Origin of the sequence: Pseudoalteromonas 'SMAR' (assembly GCF_048515945.1) — a bacterium.
In the GTDB taxonomy this organism is placed as follows: domain Bacteria; phylum Pseudomonadota; class Gammaproteobacteria; order Enterobacterales; family Alteromonadaceae; genus Pseudoalteromonas.
Genome location: NZ_JBLWMW010000002.1, coordinates 38,115 through 57,693, shown reverse-complemented (window position 1 = coordinate 57,693; position 19,579 = coordinate 38,115). Strand labels below are relative to the sequence as shown.

Here is a 19,579-nt window from a genome sequence, read left to right as displayed (position 1 = left end):
AAACATGAGCCTTGCAGTCATTGATAGTCACTTGCATTTTTTTGCATTAGACAAAGGGCAATATCAATGGCTCAAGCACTCTGCGCCTGCTTGGCCAAACCTATCGCGTATTCAGCAAAACCACAGTTTGGCCACTATTCCACCGTCTAGCCAATTTACATTGAGCCACTTTATCCATGTCGAAGCTGGGTTCGATAATCATGCCCCAATTAACGAGCTAAATTGGTTGGCTGAAACGCAACCCTCACTGCCCTATAAAGCCGTAAGTCATGCTCAAATTGATGCCCCACCGGAACAATTTGCAACGGCTTTGGCGGCACTAAAACACCGCAGCTTAGTAGCTATTCGTGACATTACCCAAGGCTCTGACGGCTGCCGATTACTCTCCCCTCAGGTGATAGAAAATATCCAGCAGCTTAACCGTGCTGGCCTGCACTTTGAGGCGCAACTGGAGTTTAGCCAAATCCAGCTGTGCGATGCGTTTTTGAAACAGCTAGAAGCCAACCCTGATCTTAAAGTGGTGTTTAATCACGCCGGCTTCATAGACTGCCACCACCATGCCACATCGCTATTGCGGCGCTGTGGAGCGCTACCTAATGTGATGTTAAAGTGCAGTGGCAATGAAATGCTCGCTCAGCCGCTACCAACCTCACAGTGGTTAACGCATTTACTCGAGCAGGTTGGTGAAGACAGCCTAATGCTAGGATCAAACTTTCCAATTGTGTTAAGCGTCAAAAAGTATTGGCAGGTGTGGCAGGACTACTTGACAGTGCTCGGCCACTCTAGCACTTGGGAAAAGCTCAGCCAGACTAACGCTAAGCGCTGCTATGGTTTATGAGCGGATCTGGACCAGATCATAGGGAACCAGCTCAGGAACAATTCTCTGTAACTTCTCTTCGGTTTGATCCAAGGAGTTAAGACACTCACAGTATTCTTCCGCTTTTTCTTCCAGTTGAAGTGCCTTTTTTTGCAACGATTTGTCGATTTCTTTGGAAATAATATCCATGCGTTGTCCCATGTCATTAATGCGATCTTCAATGTTTCCTTCACGAGATTTAAACGCATCGCCTAAAGACACTAAAATGGAGCCCAACGAGCCATGCACAGCGGAATGGATCTTTTGGCTGATCTCTTTGGTAAAAAAGTCATCGATTTTTGATAAGGACTGCGGTGCAATAAAGAAAAAATCGTCACCTCGTTTAAACTTATCCATTAACGCCCGTTCAACGTATTGCAGCTGCGTTTTTAACACCTCAGGCTCTTTATCAGACATGCCCTCGACCACTTGCTCGATGGCACTTAACCCCAAATTAACGCCGTCAGTTGCCAAGTTCACTAGCTCAGGAACCGTTTCGCGAATACCATTGGCGTACTCCGCCACAACCGACTCCCCAGCTTGGTCAAGCTCAATCCAGCGGCCTAAGATGAAGAGTTGATTATCGTTGTTAATTTGGATCCGGGTCTGGCCGTTATCAACAATACGAATTTCATTATCGGTAATGATGAGACCGTGCCCCAACTCGACATCGCATTTGCTTTTCGCCACTGCTGTTGTGCTCAATAAACAGCAAGATAACGCCACAGCGCTAAGAAAACGATTCATAAGGCCTCCAAATGCAACAGGCTGGTCTAGGGATGCTCAGAAGAGTAGCAAAAGTTTCCCTGATCCTAAAGCAGTTTTAGACCAACCCTGCTTGGCCATAAGGCTAGTTGTAATAACGCACCAATCGCACAAATGCATCGGCGATTTTGTTGGTGGGGTTGTTTTTGCCATCGGCAAATTGATAGGCCCAAGCAAAGCTCGGCTCTGCAGTTTGAGTGGTTGCAGACCAATAATTGTTACTTAAGGTGTGGGGAAAAACACTGACATCAATCGCTGGATCCACACACTGCAGCTGTAAAATACTGGCCAGTTCCTTGATGTTAGGAACTTGCCAATCCTCATAGCCCGCGTAGTTATTCTGTTGCGAAAGAGTCAAAGCTTGCTGCCAAGACAGCTGCTGCGCAGTGCCATCACAGCTTTGTCTTTCCGCATTGTAGGTTTGTCCGACACTACATCGCTGCCACATTAAACCGGTCACGCTATCGGATACTGTACCATCGCTATTGACAATAAACCGCTCAGTGCTGGTAGCAACATCGACACAAGTTTGTGCCCACACGCCAGTGGTTAACAACAGCACAGGACAAAGATAGATAAATGCTTTCATCGCCCACTCCTATGGGTTTCTTACTAAGCGAACAAAGGCGGCGCTGGACTTTTCAATGGCAAAGTCATTGCCGGTCATCATGTCGAAAACAAACGCCCGGCGTTGAGTACCACTAAGACCATCAATGCTCGATTGAGCAGTCCAATAATAAAGGTGTCCTAACACACTCTCGCTCGGAAGATGGGGAAACAATTGTTGGTCGAGTAGCACATTTCCATCAGCACCATAATCAATAATACTCAGCAACTCTGTGTAAGTAGGTAGCCGCCAGTTGTTACCGCCACAATAACTTTGCTCACCTGCTGTGGGATTGTTCACTTCGTCAATCAAGGCTTGAATGCCGCAATGACTGTCTTGAGGACAAATGGTATTCGCAGGGGCTTCATAGCTACCTTGAATGTCACTGTCGCTAGCACGTAATGACCAAGTATAGCTATTTTGAGCGTTGCGCTGAGAAGTATTAGGAAGCATACCCGCTGAAGCCTCTTTGACCTCCCAAATAAGCCCAGTAACATTGTCTCTCACACAGGCAAAATCACTGGCATCGTCAGGCAGTTCATCAGCAAAACGGTTTAGTTTAGTAAAATCAAACCCCGCTTCGCCATCCCCTTCTTTGGCCACCACTGCAGCATAAAAATCTCGCCCCCGCTGGGCATCTTGCGCCGCAAAACTGCTGTCAGTGCAAGTAATAGCCTGAGAGTTGTTATAGCATTGTGTTTGTCCAGTATCGTTTATCTTACCCAATGGCTTAGCATTGATTGCAACGGTGATATTGTCGTTTGCAGTGCGGTTTTGGCTGTCGGTAACCTGCAACTGAAACTGCAACTCACTCTGGCGGTTTTGATCCGGTGCAGTAAAGCTAGTAATGCAGCTATTGGCATTTTGTAGCTCAACCTGCTCACCGCTGGTAAGCTGACTCCAAATGCATTGCTTTTGCCCAGATACTGTATCGCTGTTACTGCCATCAAGGGTAACGGCATCGAACTCCTGAACTTGCTTATCCTCTCCAGCGTCAGCAATGATAACCTCTGGATTAGCCACCAAGCCAACACTAAATTGAGTGCTGGCGCTGCCCCCTTCATCATCGATAACCGTTAACTGCCATACAGCAGCTTGTGCCATATCCAGCAATGGATGGGTAAAGCTCAGGGTTTCCCGGTTTAAGTTATCTGCTTGAACGGTTTCTGGCCCCTGAAGAAGCTGCCATTGATATGAAGCGATGAAACCGTTTTCATCTTGGTCCATTGAATCTTGAGCGCTTAAGGTAATGGTGTCTTGATACTTAACCTTGCCCTCAGGTGCGATTTGCGAAATAACGGGTTCTGGTAATTGGTTTTGAGATTGAATAGCGACCGTAACATAGTCGGATGCGGAACTACCATTAGGCGCGGTATAACTTACTTGAATCACAAGCTCGACGTCTGCTTTGACATCTGGGGCGGTGAATACCGCCTGAGATTCAGTAATGGGAAAGCCTTCAACATTAGGGCCTGAAATAATTTGCCAGCTGAAACTGCCTTCTGCTGGGGAAGCCTGAGCTGTGATAGTTACCTCAGATTTTTCCATCACTTGCAGATCGGCACCGGCATTCACTGAAGCGCTTACCTCAGCACTGCTGTCGTCACCGGAACCGCCACCACCGCCACATCCACTTAGGATGCTGATCAGTAAAATGGCACTTCTCCACCTTAGTGCACTCATACCGCTCCTTATTGCATTTATAAATAGCTTTCTTGGTGTATCCTAACAAATAGCTTAGTACCCACCTTGCTGTAGTCTACTTTGTATTCACGGCCATCCAACGCTTGAATAAATAACAGACGTTTCACTTCACCAAACACATCAATGCTAGAGACATGAACAATTTCTAAATAGCGCTCTTTTGCTTCACGGCGATTTTTCGGTAATTCTTCTTTAAATGGTTGTAGCCCGGTAGCAGTGACCTTAATTTTTGGATGATTTTCGCCATTAACGATTACAAGGTCTAATTTTTTGTCTTTATGAATAAGCGTATTTCGCCCACTTTTAATGTAGGAAGACTCTATGCTCATGTTGGTGATTCCTGTTACATCTTCTTAGGTGGTTGATTCTTCTATCAATGTTTTCACCACCTTCTCTGGATTAAGTTTCCAGCGGTTTAACAACGCTGAAAATCGCCAAATGTCCCTATCTAAAGCTGCAGCCGGGACCAAAAGGTCATAACCTGTCACTGTTCTTAAATTGTCCATTCGATTAGCAAACATTGCCATCAGTCCAGTATATTCTAAGCCAGCTTTGGAACGGTAAGTCGTTTCTTCAATTAGCCATTCGGACGGGCAGTTGCCATTTTCGCAATGCATTTTAACAGCTTGTAAAAAAATATGCCGCTGTTCTATCAATAATTTTCCTGCTAACCGAGGTGTTAAGTCTGTTAGAAACTCATCAATGCTATTAAGTTTAATACCAACTGCATTTAACTCAAGTGTTTCAAGCCCTTGATGTGCTTTAGGAATGCCGCACGAGTGTAAGTTATCGTGAGCAATACACCAATAACCATACTTATGTACATATCTAACAGTATGTTTTGTAAGATATAAACTGTAATAAGGTTGCTGACTTTTTAAAAAGCCAATAAAAATAGCCACCAACATGGCACTGGCAAGAAAAATTTCTAATATGGTTATCCCTGTGCCGCGCAGGTTGACGAATAGCATGATCACCACCAACCCAATGCCACCCACCAGCATAAATTCGGCGCCATGACGGTCTGCGGTGGCCCTTATTTTCGCTTCAAGCATAAGTATACCAACAGTAGAAAAGGTACATGATGATCGCCCAGACAACTAACCTTCGTATAGTCATGCATTGTTTGCAAGAATTGCTCGATTTCATATTACTCAAATTGGTACAAGCTCCCAAGTTTAGCGATATTTTCGTCAAACACACAAATTAATAGGATACGCCGTAGACTCTGCTATCGTTTAATTTTGTAAACTAGAGTCAAACTAAATTCTAGGTTAAAGCTATGCGTCATCAAACAGGAAAAGCACTCTTCCCTTTTATTATCGTTGTGCTGATTGCCATAAGCGGCTATCTGTATTTACCACAATCACAAGGTCAACCTACTCGAGGGGCTGGCTCTGCTACTGCTGTTAAATCACACACGGTCACCACCGAGCAGCGCACCATTGCGGTCAACTCTATTGGCTCAGCTAGGGCAAATCAAGCGATAAATGTCACCAGCGCCCAAAGCGACTACATTACCGCCTTGTATTTTGATGATGGTGACGTGGTTAAGCGAGGCGACAAGCTCGCCCAACTTAGAGATGACGAAGAGCAGCTCGACATCAAAGCCTTGAAAGTGACTCTCAAAGAAGAGATCCGCCAACTTAAGCGACTTAAGAACCTGGCGCAAACTCAATCTGCAGCGCGCTCACAACTGGAAGCACAATCGGCAAAAGTGGATACCTTAACGGCGCAGTTAGAAGCGACCACAACCAAACTGGCTGAACTGTCTATTTACGCGCCATTCGATGGTTTACTGGGCACTAGAAATGTCTCTATTGGTAGCTTTGTTAACAATAACACCGTGCTCACCACCCTTGATGACATCAGCATCATTAAGGTCGACTTTCAAGTTCCAGAAAAGTACCTGGCGCAACTGGCCATAGGCATGCAAGTGAACGCCACCAGCGAAGCGTACCCAGGAGAAACGTTCAGCGGCGAAGTATCACATATCGACCCACGCATTAATGAACAAACTCGCTCTGTCAGAGTCACCGCTAGTTTTGACAACCCAGAGCACCGTCTGCGCCCGGGTATGCTGCTGCATGTGGCACTTGAGCTGGAGACACTAACGGCATTATTAATCCCGGAAAAAAGCATCATCCCGCGTCAAGACAAGCATTTTGTTTTTGTTATTGATGAGCAAGGCACGGCACAGCAGCGTGAAGTGCAACTGCAAACTCGCTTTAGTGGCTGGGTGGCAATAAATAAGGGCTTACAAGAAGGCCAACAAGTTGTGACCGAGGGCACATTGAAAATCCGCTCAGGCTCAAAAGTTAAGGTCAAGGGGTAAGCGCAGTGAGGATCACAGACACAGCCGTAAAACGTCCCATTTTCGCCATCGTAATTAACTTACTGTTACTCACTTTTGGCTTGGTCGCCTTTTCAATGTTACCACTGCGGGAATACCCCGATATAGAAAGCCCAATAGTGAGTGTTAGCACTAACTACACAGGGGCCTCTGCTGAGGTAGTAGAAACCAAAATCACCCAAGTGCTAGAAAATCGTATTTCCGGTATTGAAGGGATAAAAAGCATCACGTCCAGTAGCCGCAATGGTCGCTCTAATATCACTATTGAGTTTACTATCTCTCGTGACATTGATGCCGCCGCGAACGATGTCCGTGAGCGGGTATCACGCGCCCTAGACCGACTACCAGAGCAAGTAAGACCGCCAGAAGTCTCTAAGTCAAACAGTGATGAAAGCCCCATTGCTTGGTTTGTTTTGAATAGTGAAACCATGGATACCTTACAACTGTCTGATTATGCCCAGCGTTTAATAGTCGACCGGTTGGCGGTGGTCGATGGTGTATCCAATGTGCGCATTGGTGGTGAACGCCAGTACGCCATGAAAATCTGGCTCGATCGCAAGGCCATGGCCGCTCGGGGGATCACCAGTGGCGATATAGAACAAGTACTGCGCCGCGAAAACGTCGAGCTCCCTGCTGGTGAAATCGAATCGATTGATCGTGACTTCTCGGTGCGCATCGCCCGCAGCTACAAAACTCAAAAAGACTTCGATAACTTGGTGATTAAGCGTGGTGAACAAGGCTATTTGGTGCGCTTAGGTGAAGTGGCCGACGTGCAGCTTGAAGCCGCCGACGATGAAAGTACTTTCCGTGGTAATGGCCGTAATATGATTGGCATGGGGATAGTGAAGCAAGCCAAAGCCAATACCCTAGAAGTGGTGGATAATGCCAGAAAAGAGCTGGAAAAGATTAAGCGCAATCTACCAGAAGGCACTACTATTCAAGACAGCTACGACTCTTCTGTGTTTATTCGCGAATCCATTAGCGAAGTGTACCGCACTTTGGCCATTGCCATGGCTCTGGTGGTGCTGGTTATCTATATTTTCTTGGGTAACATTCGTGCCACCTTGATCCCAGCCGTCACAGTGCCTGTTGCGCTTATTGCTACCTTTATGTTTTTACTTGCCATGGGCTATTCAATTAACTTACTGACTTTGCTTGCTCTGGTATTAGCCATCGGCTTAGTGGTGGATGACGCCATCGTAATGTTAGAAAACATTTATCGCCGCATTGAACTTGGAGAGCCGAAATTGTTGGCAGCATACCGCGGCGCTCGAGAGGTTGGCTTTGCCATTATTGCCACTACCCTAGTGCTGGTGTCGGTGTTTATTCCACTGGTGTTTATGGACGGTCGTATTGGTGCGTTATTTACTGAATTTGCCTTTGCAGTGAGTGCTGCAGTGCTCTTTTCCAGTATTACAGCGTTAACCCTGTCTCCGGCACTGTGTTCAAAAGTACTCAAACCCAGTAGCTCTGAAAGCCGCTTTAGTCAGTGGATGGACCGTCAATTTTCGCGTCTAGAGCAAGGCTACCGCGGCGTTTTACAAGACAATTTAAAGCGTAAATATAGCCTCATTGTAATGCTCATTCTCGCCGGTTTTACCAGCTACAGTTTGTTTCAGCAGATCCCCTCGGAACTGACTCCAAAAGAAGACCGTGGTACCTTCTTTGTGATGATGAACGGACCAGAGGGCGCCAGCTATGAGAATAACGCCGCTAATATGGCTAAAATCGAACAGCAATTGCTGCCCTACGTTGAATCAAAAGAGCTGAGCCGCGTTTTAGTACGCGTACCCGGTTGGGGTGGCCAAGGTGGTGTGGCTATAGTGGGCATGCCTGATTGGGATGAACGCAAACGTTCTACTTGGGAAGTCATGGGTGAGATCAGCGGCAAAATGCAAGGCATCACTGACATTCGTGCTTTTGCGATTATGCGCCGTGGTATCGGTGGCGGTGGCAACTCACGCCCCATTGAGTTTGTCTTACAAGGCAACGATTACGATGAGCTGGTTGACTGGCGTGACCGCATCTTAGCACGTGCCAGAGAGAACAAAGGCTTGGTTCGTCTCGACCATGACTACAAGGAAACCTTCCCGCAATTTTTAGTCAGCATCGATAAAACCAAAGCCGCCGATTTAGGTGTGTCGGTCAGTGCCATCGGGCAAACGTTGGAAACCATGTTGGGCCAACGCCGTGTCACTACCTTTATCGACCGCGGCGAGGAATACGACGTGATCCTTAAGGGCACCAAGAGTGACTTTGCTGCCCCTAATAATATTGCCGATATTTATGTCAAATCCCGCACTGCAGAATTAGTGCCATTAGACAGTTTGATCAGCATAAAAGAAGAAGCCACGGCATCGCGCCTTAACCGTTACAACCGCATGCGAGCCATTACCATTACAGCCAATCTTGCCGGTGATTATACCTTAGCGGAAGCCTTAGAGTTTCTTAATAGGGTCGCCGCTGAAGAGAACGATATCGATGGCGCCGTTGACTATAAGGGCGAGTCACAACTCTTTTATGAAGGCGCCTCGGCCATGACCTATGTGTTTATTTTAGCGTTGACAGTGACCTTCTTAGTACTTGCGGCACAGTTTGAAAGCTTTGTTCACCCGCTGGTGATCATGCTCACGGTCCCGCTTGGGTTGGTCGGTGCCATGTATGGCCTCTTCCTTACCGACAGTACCCTGAATATTTACAGTCAAATTGGTATTGTTATGTTGATTGGCTTAAGCGCTAAAAACGGCATTCTTATTGTGGAGTTTGCCAACCAATTGCGCGATAAGGGTTTGCCATTCGAACAGGCAGTGATCGATGCGGCCGCACAGCGTTTACGACCGATTATTATGACCTCGTTAACCACAGTGATGAGCTCAATCCCCTTGGTACTGGCTTCAGGCCCAGGCTCTGAAAGCCGCATGGTGATTGGTATTGTGATCTTCGCTGGCGTGAGTGTGGCGACCATACTAACCTTATTTGTGATCCCAACGGCTTACACCCTGCTAGCCAGAAACACACGCTCGCCAGAGGTAACCGCTAAGCAGTTGGCAACACAATCGCAGCAATTTCCAGAGCAGGAGAGATAAATGGCAGACACTCAAGTCGCCACTTTAGGTGGCGGATGCTTTTGGTGTATCGACGCGGCATTTCGCCGCGTTAAAGGCGTAGAATCGGTGCAATCCGGCTATACTGGTGGTCACACCAACAACCCCAGCTATCAAGATATCTGTACTGGCGAAAGTGGTCATGCCGAAGTGGTGCAACTGCATTTCGACCCTGAGCAGGTCAGCTTTGCGGTGTTGTTAGAGATGTTTTTTACCCTTCACGACCCCACCCAATTAAACCGTCAAGGGAACGACATTGGCACCCAATACCGCAGTGTGGTGTTTTATCATAATGCCCAGCAACAGCAACAAACTGCAGATTATATCGCGCAGCTACAAGCCAATTATGATGCTGAGATTGTCACCGAGCTGAGTCCGGCAGCGGAATTTTATGCCGCTGAGTCATACCACCAAGACTACTATGCGGCCAATCCCAACCAAGGCTATTGCAGTATTTTAATTGCCCCTAAGGTGGAAAAGTTTTCTAAGCAGTTTGCCGCCTACCTTAAGTAAAAAAGCAGCGCGGTTAGCGCTGCTTTTAAACGGCAATTAAAAGGTGTAACTGACACCCACATAGGCTTCACGGCCAGGTGGCTTATAACCTAGCAAGGTACCATCGCTTGCCTCTCCAGCTGTGGCATTGAAATACTGCTTGTCGCCAAGGTTTTCCAATCTGGCGGTGAGCTTTATATCCTCCAATAGCTGATAGTTGGCAGATAAATTAATCACGGTATAAGCGGGCAACTCAGCAACATAAGCGCCACCCGCTCCCCAAACATTATCATTGCGTTTACCACGATGCAGCAAGGTTAAGGTAGCGTCTAATTTATGCCATTGTTTGCTGAGTGAGTAGGTGAAGGTTCGTTTAGCACGGCGCAGTAGCTGCTCATTGCTAGCAGCATCTTCGGCTCGGGTATAACTGGCATTGACGGTATGGGTGAAGCCAAAACCATCATTCACAGCAACACTCAAGTCTGCACCGCTGAAGTCTGCGCGCTCAATATTGTATGGTACGTATTTCCACGCATCGTTTTGCTGGTAAACAATTTTATCGGAAATGCGATTGTCATAGAGTGCAATTTCAGCACGAACATCTGCACCAGAGTAGCTCACAATCAGTTCATTATTAGTGGCTTGTTCCGGAGCAATATTTGGGTTAGGTAAGTAATAAGGGCTATCGACGGTAAAGGCTTGCGATAAAGAAGGCGCCCGAAACGCCGTACCATGATTTAGCTTGATACTAATATCATTGCTCAACCTTTTGCCAATGGCTAGGGTGTAGGTGTTGGCACGACCGTGAAAGTCATAATCATCGCTACGCAGCGCCACTTCTGCAAGCCAATTGTCATCATTATAAAATGCACCTAATGCAACCGAGAGGTTATCTCGTTGCGACTCAGAAAACTTCGCCGTAGAGGCACCAACATCTTCGTTTAAAAAGGTGATGTTACCAGTAAATAACAGCGCATCACTGAAGTGAAATTGTGACTGATATTCAAATTGGCTGCGCTTAGTCACATACGCGTTGTCATCACTGCTGCTACCGATTTGTTTATTTTCTTCTTGGCCATTACTAAACGCGACTTGTTGAGAAAAGGCATCATGACTTCTTTGCCAACTCAGTTTATTGGTGTAATTTTGAAAGCGATATTCATCACTGCCAAAGGCATCATACTCGCCCTTGCCTTCACTGTACTGCGAGCGCAGCGAGAAGAGTCCTCTGGCCCGATCGCCATAACTGATATTAACGCCCATATTGCCATTGCGATAACCATCGCGGTCGTGGTTTTTGCTCACTGCCAAGGCCGGATCTTTAGCGATGACGTCATAGCCATCGGTTTCGACATATCCCACGTTGGCCGAGATGTTCAGTAATGCCTTTTTATAATGCGCAGTCCCTTCAACGTCGGAGTAATTATTGCTGCCAGAAGTAACAGCAAGGGTGTTTTTACTGCCTTCACGACTGATGATATTGATCACACCGGCAATGGCATCTGAGCCATAAATTGCCGCTTTAGCGCCGCGGATCACTTCAATACGCTCAATACTATTCAGCGGTATATTACTCAATGAGGCAGCTCCGGAATTAGCGTCAGACACTCGTACACCATCGACCAACACTAGGGTGTGCTTGGCATCATTACCACGCAAAAACAGGCTGACACTTTGGCCCAAGCCACCATTGCGAACGGCTTGAATACCAGCCACAGTATCAAGCAATGAAATAACATCTAAGGCATTACTTTTTTCAATCTCATGACGCTGGATCACCGACACGGCGGCCAATGTGTCTGGTAAGGATTGCGTGAATTTATTCGCAGTAACACGAATGTGTTCTATGTTTTGCTCAGCGATCGCCGAGCACGAGATAACGGCAGCAACGGCTGCGCTAATAGCAGTTTTATTAACCATGGATTCCCCTAACTTGTACCCACCGTACAAGAACAAATAGTGACCACTCCAAGGCCGGTCTCCGGGCTGAGTAAGCGCTAAACAGCAGACTCACTTTACCGTTGCGGGGGCAGCGTTGGCCTTGAGCTCGATGACTTTCCTTTTCACTCGCACCAACTTCCCGATTATCTATACATTTGGCAACCCAGCTAGGTTGTGTACAGCACCTTGGAAATTCGCGGCTATTGTCTGGGGTTTCGGTAACAATGTCAATGGACGTCTAGAAATCTAGAGGCACCTTACTTGGTAAGGTGCTCACTATGGGGGATTAATCGCGGAAGTTTTTAAACTGGAAAGGTTGACCCAACTCACCTGAACGCACCAACTGCATCACTTCTTGCAAGTCATCACGTTTCTTACCATTGACTCGTACCGTGTCGCCTTGGATTGACGCTTGAACTTTGATTTTAGAATCTTTAATAAGCTTAACCAGCTTCTTAGCCATGTCTTTATCAATGCCCTGCTTTAACGCGACTTTGCGCGATACATTTTTGCCCGAACGTTCAATGTCTTTTAGCTCAAAACTGGCAACATCAAGGCCACGCTTGGCCGCTTTCGCCACTAACATATCGAATAACTGCATCACTTGGCTTTCGGCTTCTGCTTTAAGATTAATCACCTCACCGCTTAATGAGATTTCGGCATCCACACCACGAAAATCGTAGCGCGTTTCGAGCTCTCTGGTGGCGTTATCGACTGTGTTTCTTGCTTCTGTCATGTCAATTTCAGACACAATATCAAATGAAGGCATCTGCTTCTCCTCAATTCATTTTGCCCCGATTATAGCACTGTGTGGCTGTACTGGTGGCGATTATTTTTACACTACGACTTTAGGATGTTCACCCAATAGCCAGTTTTCAATGTTATACTGCTTGCTCGCTCATACAGAAGTAGGATGTATTGTGACAAGGCGTGTTTATAAAACCCTATTAATTATCGCTTTAATTATTTTTACTTTGCTGGCTAAAGAAGCAACTTTTTCCCCTAAGCTTTTTCTTCATTTTGATAAAGTTGCACACTTTGCCGTTTTTTTTGTGCTAGCTTTTATATCTCATCATGCCTTTAACTTTAAGTTTTGGGTACACTTCTTATTGCTATCGCTATATGGTGCAGGTATTGAGTGGATGCAGCTTACACTGCCTAACCGTGTAGCCTCAACGACCGATTTTATTGCTGATATTGCCGGTGCGCTTAGTTACTTTGCACTGTATTACCTTTGGGATTACTGGCGCCGGGGGCGGCATGCCTAAGCTGTATATTGTCGGTGATGGTGCCATTGGATTATTGATGGCAAAGCACCTTAGCAAACAATTTGCTGTAACCTTGGTTACCCGTAAAGCTCACTCTGAACGCTACTACTATCACGGTGCAGGACATACACAGCCACTTGAGGTGGCAACTTGCCAACTGCAATCCATCGCCGATAACAGCATCGACCTGCTGCTCATGCCAGTGAAATCTTATCAAGCACAAGAAGCGTTTATGCAGTTTCTGCCCAAGCTCAGTGCCAATGCTAAGCTTATTATCAGTCATAATGGCATGTTGGATTGGCAAAGTGCCTTAGCGCAACTGCAGGGACAGCAATCGGCCTATTTTTTCAGTACTGCCATGGCTGGCTATAAAACCGCGCACACCGTGCATCATACCGGTCAAGGGGCTTCTTGGTTTGGGCCGCTCAATGACGCCGCAACAGACAACTATCAAGCCGTGTTTAGCCGTTTATTTAGCACCCTGGAACACGCCGAGCCTTGTGCTGATATTATGACTAAGCTGTGGCAAAAGTTAGCGGTGAATATTGCCATTAACCCGCTTTCTGCCCTAGCTCAGGTGAATAATGGTCAGTTACGTCAGCCTCAGTATAGTCGCCAGATTTTAGCGTTATTAAATGAAGTGCAAGTGGTGGCGGCAAGTTCAGGGGTCAACTTACCTTTAGCCGATATTTTACAGTTGGCCTACACCGTGATGGCGCAAACCGCGGCCAACTTTTCTTCCATGGCGCAAGATGTCGCCAAGCAGCGGCAAACTGAAATCGATGCCATGTGTGGCTTTATTGTCGCCAAAGCACAACAACAAGGTAACAGTGCCCCACAAAACGAAGCACTGTTACAGCAAGTGAGTGGTGAGCTTAAGGGCGATACACTTTAACGTTGGCGTGGCCATTCTCGTGCAAGATCAAGGCTTGCAACTGACTCATTACCCCTCGGGCACAATATAAGAAATACTCTTTATCTTGTGGTAAGTCGCCAAACTTGGTGGCCAGTCTAAAGAATGGTAGGTGGATCACTTCTGTGCCTTCTAACTCAAGGGGATTTGCGTCTTCTTCCTCTGGCGAACGAATATCCAATACCACAGCATTAGCCGGCAATTCACTGACCGATTCCGCCTCTTTGACTTCCTCTTTTGCTTCCACTTCAATATCACGTATAACTTTCACTGTGGCATTGCCAACCACAGTATCTAAAACATCAAAGTCGAATTTAGCTTCTTCGGCCTGAATTTTATCTAGCTGTGCTTTTACCGTAGGCTTTTTCGAGATCACGCCACAGTATTCTGGCATCGACTCCGCCATCTCATTGGTGCCAATGGCTCTGGCAATACGAATAATTTCTTCTTTATCGTGTTGAATAAGTGGGCGCAAAATCAGCATTTCGGTAACCCGGTCAATGACATTGAGGTTAGCTAGCGTCTGACTTGAGACCTGACCAATGCTTTCACCGGTGACAATCGCTGGGATCCCTAAGCGCTCCGCCACGGTTGCAGCTGCACGCATCATCATACGCTTAAGCACTACGCCCATCTGGCCGCTTTCAACGTTTTCGAGAATTTCAGCCACCACAGGTTCAAAGTCTACCGTAATAAACTTTACTTTATGGGTTGAGCTAAATTGCTTCCACAAATAATGACTAACTTGCTTTACGCCGATTTCATGGGCCGCACCACCTAAGTTAAAGAATAAAAAGTGAGTGCGGGCGCCTTTACGCATCATTTGATAGGTTGCCACTCCCGAGTCAAAACCACCCGAGATCAAAGAGAGTACATCTTCTTGAGTTGGCAGCGGGAAGCCACCTAAACCAAAATGTTGGTGACGGACGATGTAGGCTTTGTCGTCTTTAATTTCAATTTTAACGGTGACGTCGGGCTTTTTCAGTCGTACGCTGGCACCAGCTACGTGCTGATTCAGGCCCCCACCGACGTAACGCTCAACATCGCTGGAAGTAAAGTCATGCTTGCCCTGACGCTTTACACGCACACAAAAGGTTTTGCCGGTGATCAGCGGCTCAACTAAAGCAATGGTTTGTTGGTAAATATCGTCTAAGTTTTCGAACTGAGTTTCTTGTACCTCAATAAACTGCACAATACCGGGCGTGCGCTTAAGGTTATCGATAAGCGCTAAGCGCGTTTTCTCGTCATCCAACTGGCTCACAACTGAGATATTATCCCAGTTGTTTTTGACTTTTACTTTTTCGTCAACGCGCACCAGTAGCATTTTGATGTTCTTTTCTAGTACCTTGGTAAAACGCTTACGGACGGATTTGCTTTTAATTGCAATTTCAGGGTGCAATTTGACGATAAATTTCAACATACAAGTCACTCTAGTTGGTTCGATTGTCGGCTCGCGATAACACAGCTGCTAGCCATCAAAAGACAGCAACAACGCACACACAGACCGAAGGACAGTTCGGGCGCGCGAGTATAGCAAATTAGCGGGCGATTAGGAAATAAACAGTTTGTAGAGCCGCAAACGCGGCATGATTAATACCAATTCGCTTAATTAAGTGGTCTATTTGAGGCAAGAAAATTCTGTCGATAACTCCGCTCCCGCGTCCTGCTATCGCCCTGGTACCTACATCCATATAGGCAAGGCAAAAATTTTGCTATTTAGTTGTTCTAAATAAGAAATTTTTAACGCAGTTAGCGTCAAATTTGCTCCCTCAAATTGAGCAAGTATTAATGTGGATTGGTATAACTAGGCAATACTGGGTAGGCTGGTTTCTGCTAAATTTTGGTAATGTGCTTGCAAACGCGCAATTTCAGGCGCACTAGATGGCGTGGCGTAGGGCTTAAACAACATTAATACTTTGACGATGCCATTGTATATGTCTTGCTGCTCCAGCACTCCAGTCATTCTGCGCGCTTTTACGTAAGGTGTCCAAAAACTTACGGTCATTTTCAGCATATGCGCCACTTCCGTGGCATCGGCATCGGAGATGGCGATAATATCACTGCCTCTAAGACCTAGAACCACCGCTTTAACCTGCTCCAATAACCTCGCTTGGAAAGCGATATATTGTTTTTTTAGCTCTTCATCACGGGCCAGAATGTCGGTGAGGTTGTCGTAAAAAAAGTGGTAACGCCACATTAAATCGAATAAAGAGTCGAGGTATTGCGTGAGCTGCTCTAACGCACCTTGCTGCTGCGCCATTGGCTTAAAGTGCTCATTCAAATGCTCACTGTAGAGTGAAAAAATCTGGCGAATGATGTCTTCTTTGTTTTTAAAGTGATAATACAAATTACCAGGGCTTATCCCCAAACTCGACGCGATATGATTGGTGGTAATCGCTCGCTCTCCATGCAGATTAAATAACGCGATACTGGTGCGGATGATTTTTTCCTTGGTATTCATTGCGATTCTCTATTGCTGTTGGTTTGATGACACACTGATGCTGCAGAGCCCTTGACTGGGCAAGCGTTGGAACTAGGCTTCAAAATAACACTAAACACGATGGGATATAAGCGTAAGTCTGACAAAGCTGACCAGTGTTTTTTGAAAAAAACCTTGTTACCATACAAAAAAATTCCAACAAAGAAATTGATATGAAGGTTGTTGCTCTATACCCAGGTACATTTGATCCGCTCACCAATGGCCATGAGGACTTGATCAAACGCGCAGCAAAAATGTTTGATACCGTTATTTTAGCGATTGCGCATAACCCAAGTAAACAACCCTGCTTTGATTTAAAGCAGCGCGTTGCCCTAGCTGAAGAAATTTTACAGCCGCTAAAAAACGTCAAAGTCATCGGTTTCTCGGGATTGCTCGTCGATCTGGCGAAACAACAAAAAGCCAATGTGTTGATCCGCGGTATTCGCGCGGTATCCGATTTTGACTACGAGTTTCAGCTGGCCAATATGAATCGCCGCCTTCACCCCGATTTAGAAAGCGTGTTTTTGACGCCTTCTGAACGTAACTCGTTTATATCGTCCACCTTGGTAAAAGAAGTCGCCATGCATAACGGCGATGTCAGTGAATTTGTCCACCCATTGGTGGCACGCGCCCTAGAGGAAAAACTACACGGATGAAAAAGCTACTACTCCCCCTTGCCACCTTATTAAGCGCACAGGTGCACGCTTCACCATGGATAGACGTGACACAAAGCGAAATCAAGCACAGTATCGATATGCTGGTTGCTGAGAGGGTGATTAACCGCCCTGTAAATCAATATCCACTGCTGTGGAGTGGCATCGTCAATGATTTGGCGGCCATAGAGGAACAAACTCTGTCGCCATCAGCCAGTTTTGCGCTAGCGCATCTGCGTCACGCCTTAAAGCAAGCCAAGCGCGGCCACTACAGCAGCGTAAAAGCACACTTTAATGGCGCTGATGTGCGCAGCAATGGTTTTGGTGAGCGACGCCAACAACGTTCTGGTATCAAAGGTTTTGGTGTTATTACTGGTGATTCGGTGAGTGCCAAGGTGGCCGTAAATTACGCCGACGATAGCCAAGATGGTAAACAGATCAATCACCACGGCAGTCACCTTGCGGTCCTATTTGGTAACTGGTCTTTAAGTGCTGAACGCTTAAGCTACTGGTGGGGGCCAGGTAACGAGAACGCATTATTGCTGTCTAATAATGCTGCGCCCATGACAGCCGTACGCTTGAGCCGCGCAAATAATAACTACAGTGGTCCCAGCTTTCTGTCGTTTATTGGGCCTTGGCAGGTCAATGCCATGATGGCGAAACAGCGCCCCTCTTTAAGCAGTAATAAAAATGGTGATTTTTGGGGCTTTCGCGCCGCGGCTTTTCCAGTTCCGGGTTTAGAACTTGGATTTAGCACCAGCTACAGCGACTTTGTCTATCAACAAACGAGCTCAGACACCGAACAACACCAGCAACGCTTAACCAGTATCGATGCTAAATATTCCACTCGACTGGCCAGTCGCCCTATTGCTTTGTACGCGGAAGTCGCTGGCAGTAATGACAGTGGCGCACTACCACAAGCTCCCATGTTTACCTTGGGTATGGAAAGCTTTTGGGGCAGCCATAATTACCGCTTAAAAGGCTTCTTTGAGTACTCTGATACAACTATCGATTGCCAAGATGAAACCACGGTTAGCTTGTGTCCACGTGATAACAGCCTCGACAGTAACGGCTACCGCGAGCGTGATTTATGGTTAGGAGCCAGTATGGGCCTGGCAGCTAAAAGCTACACCCTAGGCGTTGATTATTTTAGTACTCAAGGCGTTGGTGCCTATGCCAAGCTAAAACGTGTTGAGTTTGAAGACCAAGACGCCCAGCGTGATCAACTAGAATTTGGTTATCAACGTGGTGTATTTGGGCTGTTGGCGAAAGCCGGAGTGATTGCTTGGCAACAGCAATCGCAAAGCGAGGATGACACCCACGCAGCACTTACGATGAGCCTGGAGTATCAGTTTTAACGAGCGGCCAACGCCGCTCTTTTATCATGGCGTAAAAGCCCAAGAAGTCTTTTCTTGTTAGTAGCGCCACAACCAGCATCATGTCCATAGTATTGATGCCATATTGATAGAGCATAACTACCCAATCGCGATAGCCTTTATCTTGGAGGTAAAAATAATAATACAGCTCAAATAATAGCAGGCTGTATAAGGCACTATTGACCACTAAGACTAGTATCACATAGGCATTGCTAACTTTATCAGCTCGAGCCACTAGCTTGCGGCTAAAACGAATCACTAGCGCTAAAGTCACCAGATCCATCAGTAAATAAATAAGATAGAAGATACCGCCATACATAACACTGAGCATATTTAGCTTTGCTAGTATGGGGTGGACAAAGATAGTTAAGCTGTAAGAAACGGTCACAAGCGCCGTAAGCTTTAAGGCATCAACACAGTCATCACCACTGGTATACTTTACCCAGTAATACAACGACGTAAGCAATAGCAGCCATATTTGCAGATTAGCCAGCGACAGTGATACATCAAATGACAACAAAACTTACCCTCTCTCTAGCTTGGGGCCATCATTCTATTAACTGTGTATCTAATCCTTAGAAAATCTTTATTAAGTAGTAATGCCGCAACCATTATAAAGTCGACGATAACGACAGTGTATGAATAAAAGTACCAAAGGAACCATGGTTCATTGTTTTTTAGTAGAAAGGTGTCTACAAACATTGCAAAGAAGAGGCTGGTATTGATAGCTAACCCAGCAAAAACATACACTGCCCCAGTCTCAACATCATCATTTTTTCTAAACCAATTAGTCATCAAAATAACTAGAACCAAAGTTACCAAATCAAACAAAGAAAAAATTCCAAATATGATAGATGGGTTTTCATATGACATCATGAGCATGTCACTTGTAAAATATGAAATGAAAAGAATCAATGCACAAGAGAAAAGCTGGGGGGTTCTTTTGAGCTTTAGATAGTTAAAGAAAAAGTGAAGTAATGTAGCCATTAAGAAGCCCCAGATAACTAAGGCTCCAATACTCATACCAAAAATGTCATATACAAACATTACATATCATATTGGTCAGGA

19 protein-coding genes and 1 riboswitch are annotated in these 19,579 nt (G+C 46.1%); of the genes, 8 read left to right on the top strand and 11 right to left on the bottom strand.

Going from position 1 to position 19,579, the window contains the following annotated elements; translation table 11 throughout:
* Nucleotides 1-4 precede the first annotated feature (4 nt).
* A complete protein-coding gene (locus ACNKW2_RS01545) occupies nucleotides 5-838 on the top strand; it encodes an amidohydrolase family protein (RefSeq protein WP_419146980.1) in 834 nt (277 codons plus the stop codon).
* Here ACNKW2_RS01545 and ACNKW2_RS01540 read toward each other — a convergent pair.
* The 5 genes from ACNKW2_RS01540 to ACNKW2_RS01520 form a co-directional block, all read right to left on the bottom strand.
* Entirely contained in the window at nucleotides 833-1,603 is a 771-nt protein-coding gene (locus tag ACNKW2_RS01540; RefSeq protein WP_419146979.1) for a YggN family protein, read from the bottom strand. The genes ACNKW2_RS01545 and ACNKW2_RS01540 overlap by 6 nt on opposite strands.
* Before the next feature lie 103 nt (nucleotides 1,604-1,706).
* Nucleotides 1,707-2,210 (bottom strand): Lcl C-terminal domain-containing protein, encoded by a 504-nt coding sequence (locus ACNKW2_RS01535; RefSeq protein WP_419146978.1) that lies wholly within the window; start codon nucleotides 2,208-2,210, stop codon nucleotides 1,707-1,709.
* A 9-nt stretch (nucleotides 2,211-2,219) separates the two neighbouring features.
* The gene (locus tag ACNKW2_RS01530; protein WP_419146977.1) at nucleotides 2,220-3,911 is read right to left on the bottom strand and encodes an Lcl C-terminal domain-containing protein; all 1,692 of its coding nucleotides are present in this window, start codon (nucleotides 3,909-3,911) and stop codon (nucleotides 2,220-2,222) included.
* A gap of 17 nt (nucleotides 3,912-3,928) precedes the next feature.
* A complete protein-coding gene (locus ACNKW2_RS01525; RefSeq protein ID WP_419146976.1) occupies nucleotides 3,929-4,261 on the bottom strand; it encodes a hypothetical protein in 333 nt (110 codons plus the stop codon).
* Between the two features lie 24 nt (nucleotides 4,262-4,285).
* Complete coding sequence (locus ACNKW2_RS01520; protein ID WP_419146975.1) at nucleotides 4,286-4,987, bottom strand: DUF2982 domain-containing protein; 702 nt, start codon at nucleotides 4,985-4,987, stop codon at nucleotides 4,286-4,288.
* A gap of 227 nt (nucleotides 4,988-5,214) precedes the next feature.
* On the opposite strand from ACNKW2_RS01520, the gene ACNKW2_RS01515 reads away from it, so the two are divergent.
* Genes ACNKW2_RS01515 through msrA form a run of 3 tightly spaced genes read left to right on the top strand, consistent with a single transcriptional unit; the run spans nucleotide 5,215 to nucleotide 9,902 of the window.
* Nucleotides 5,215-6,267, top strand: a complete 1,053-nt coding sequence (locus tag ACNKW2_RS01515; protein ID WP_419146974.1) for an efflux RND transporter periplasmic adaptor subunit — start codon at nucleotides 5,215-5,217, stop codon at nucleotides 6,265-6,267.
* A gap of 5 nt (nucleotides 6,268-6,272) precedes the next feature.
* Complete coding sequence (locus ACNKW2_RS01510; RefSeq protein WP_419146973.1) at nucleotides 6,273-9,371, top strand: efflux RND transporter permease subunit; 3,099 nt, start codon at nucleotides 6,273-6,275, stop codon at nucleotides 9,369-9,371.
* Nucleotides 9,372-9,902, top strand: a complete 531-nt coding sequence (gene msrA / locus ACNKW2_RS01505; protein WP_419146972.1) for a peptide-methionine (S)-S-oxide reductase MsrA — start codon at nucleotides 9,372-9,374, stop codon at nucleotides 9,900-9,902.
* Nucleotides 9,903-9,938: 36 nt separating this feature from the next.
* On the opposite strand, the gene ACNKW2_RS01500 is transcribed toward msrA, so the two are convergent.
* Together ACNKW2_RS01500 and ACNKW2_RS01495 are read right to left on the bottom strand one after the other, a co-directional pair.
* Nucleotides 9,939-11,801 (bottom strand): TonB-dependent receptor domain-containing protein, encoded by a 1,863-nt coding sequence (locus ACNKW2_RS01500; protein WP_419146971.1) that lies wholly within the window; start codon nucleotides 11,799-11,801, stop codon nucleotides 9,939-9,941.
* A gap of 35 nt (nucleotides 11,802-11,836) precedes the next feature.
* Nucleotides 11,837-12,021, bottom strand: a riboswitch (cobalamin riboswitch).
* Nucleotides 12,022-12,108: 87 nt separating this feature from the next.
* Nucleotides 12,109-12,591, bottom strand: coding sequence for a YajQ family cyclic di-GMP-binding protein (locus ACNKW2_RS01495; protein ID WP_419146970.1), 483 nt, complete (start codon nucleotides 12,589-12,591; stop codon nucleotides 12,109-12,111).
* On the opposite strand from ACNKW2_RS01495, the gene ACNKW2_RS01490 reads away from it, so the two are divergent.
* Both ACNKW2_RS01490 and ACNKW2_RS01485 read left to right on the top strand, forming a co-directional pair.
* On the top strand, nucleotides 12,557-13,090 hold the full coding sequence (locus ACNKW2_RS01490; RefSeq protein WP_419146969.1) for a VanZ family protein: 534 nt from the start codon (nucleotides 12,557-12,559) through the stop codon (nucleotides 13,088-13,090). The genes ACNKW2_RS01495 and ACNKW2_RS01490 overlap by 35 nt on opposite strands.
* Nucleotides 13,083-13,985 carry a ketopantoate reductase family protein gene (locus ACNKW2_RS01485; protein WP_419146968.1) on the top strand — a complete coding sequence of 301 codons (903 nt, stop codon included), beginning with the start codon at nucleotides 13,083-13,085 and terminating at the stop codon, nucleotides 13,983-13,985. Before ACNKW2_RS01490 ends, ACNKW2_RS01485 begins: the two co-directional genes overlap by 8 nt.
* Here ACNKW2_RS01485 and thiI read toward each other — a convergent pair.
* Entirely contained in the window at nucleotides 13,966-15,423 is a 1,458-nt protein-coding gene (gene thiI, locus ACNKW2_RS01480) for a tRNA uracil 4-sulfurtransferase ThiI (RefSeq protein WP_419146967.1), read from the bottom strand. The two genes, ACNKW2_RS01485 and thiI, sit on opposite strands and share 20 nt — an antisense overlap.
* Before the next feature lie 384 nt (nucleotides 15,424-15,807).
* Nucleotides 15,808-16,464: a TetR/AcrR family transcriptional regulator gene (locus ACNKW2_RS01475; protein ID WP_419146966.1), complete on the bottom strand. Its 657-nt coding sequence runs from the start codon at nucleotides 16,462-16,464 to the stop codon at nucleotides 15,808-15,810.
* A 191-nt stretch (nucleotides 16,465-16,655) separates the two neighbouring features.
* On the opposite strand from ACNKW2_RS01475, the gene coaD reads away from it, so the two are divergent.
* Complete coding sequence (gene coaD, locus ACNKW2_RS01470; RefSeq protein WP_419146965.1) at nucleotides 16,656-17,138, top strand: pantetheine-phosphate adenylyltransferase; 483 nt, start codon at nucleotides 16,656-16,658, stop codon at nucleotides 17,136-17,138.
* On the top strand, nucleotides 17,135-18,493 hold the full coding sequence (locus tag ACNKW2_RS01465) for a capsule assembly Wzi family protein (RefSeq protein WP_419146964.1): 1,359 nt from the start codon (nucleotides 17,135-17,137) through the stop codon (nucleotides 18,491-18,493). Before coaD ends, ACNKW2_RS01465 begins: the two co-directional genes overlap by 4 nt.
* Here ACNKW2_RS01465 and ACNKW2_RS01460 read toward each other — a convergent pair.
* Nucleotides 18,465-19,028 carry a hypothetical protein gene (locus ACNKW2_RS01460; RefSeq protein ID WP_419146963.1) on the bottom strand — a complete coding sequence of 188 codons (564 nt, stop codon included), beginning with the start codon at nucleotides 19,026-19,028 and terminating at the stop codon, nucleotides 18,465-18,467. The genes ACNKW2_RS01465 and ACNKW2_RS01460 overlap by 29 nt on opposite strands.
* A 17-nt stretch (nucleotides 19,029-19,045) precedes the next feature.
* The gene (locus ACNKW2_RS01455) at nucleotides 19,046-19,558 is read right to left on the bottom strand and encodes a hypothetical protein (RefSeq protein WP_419146962.1); all 513 of its coding nucleotides are present in this window, start codon (nucleotides 19,556-19,558) and stop codon (nucleotides 19,046-19,048) included.
* Nucleotides 19,559-19,579 lie beyond the last annotated feature (21 nt).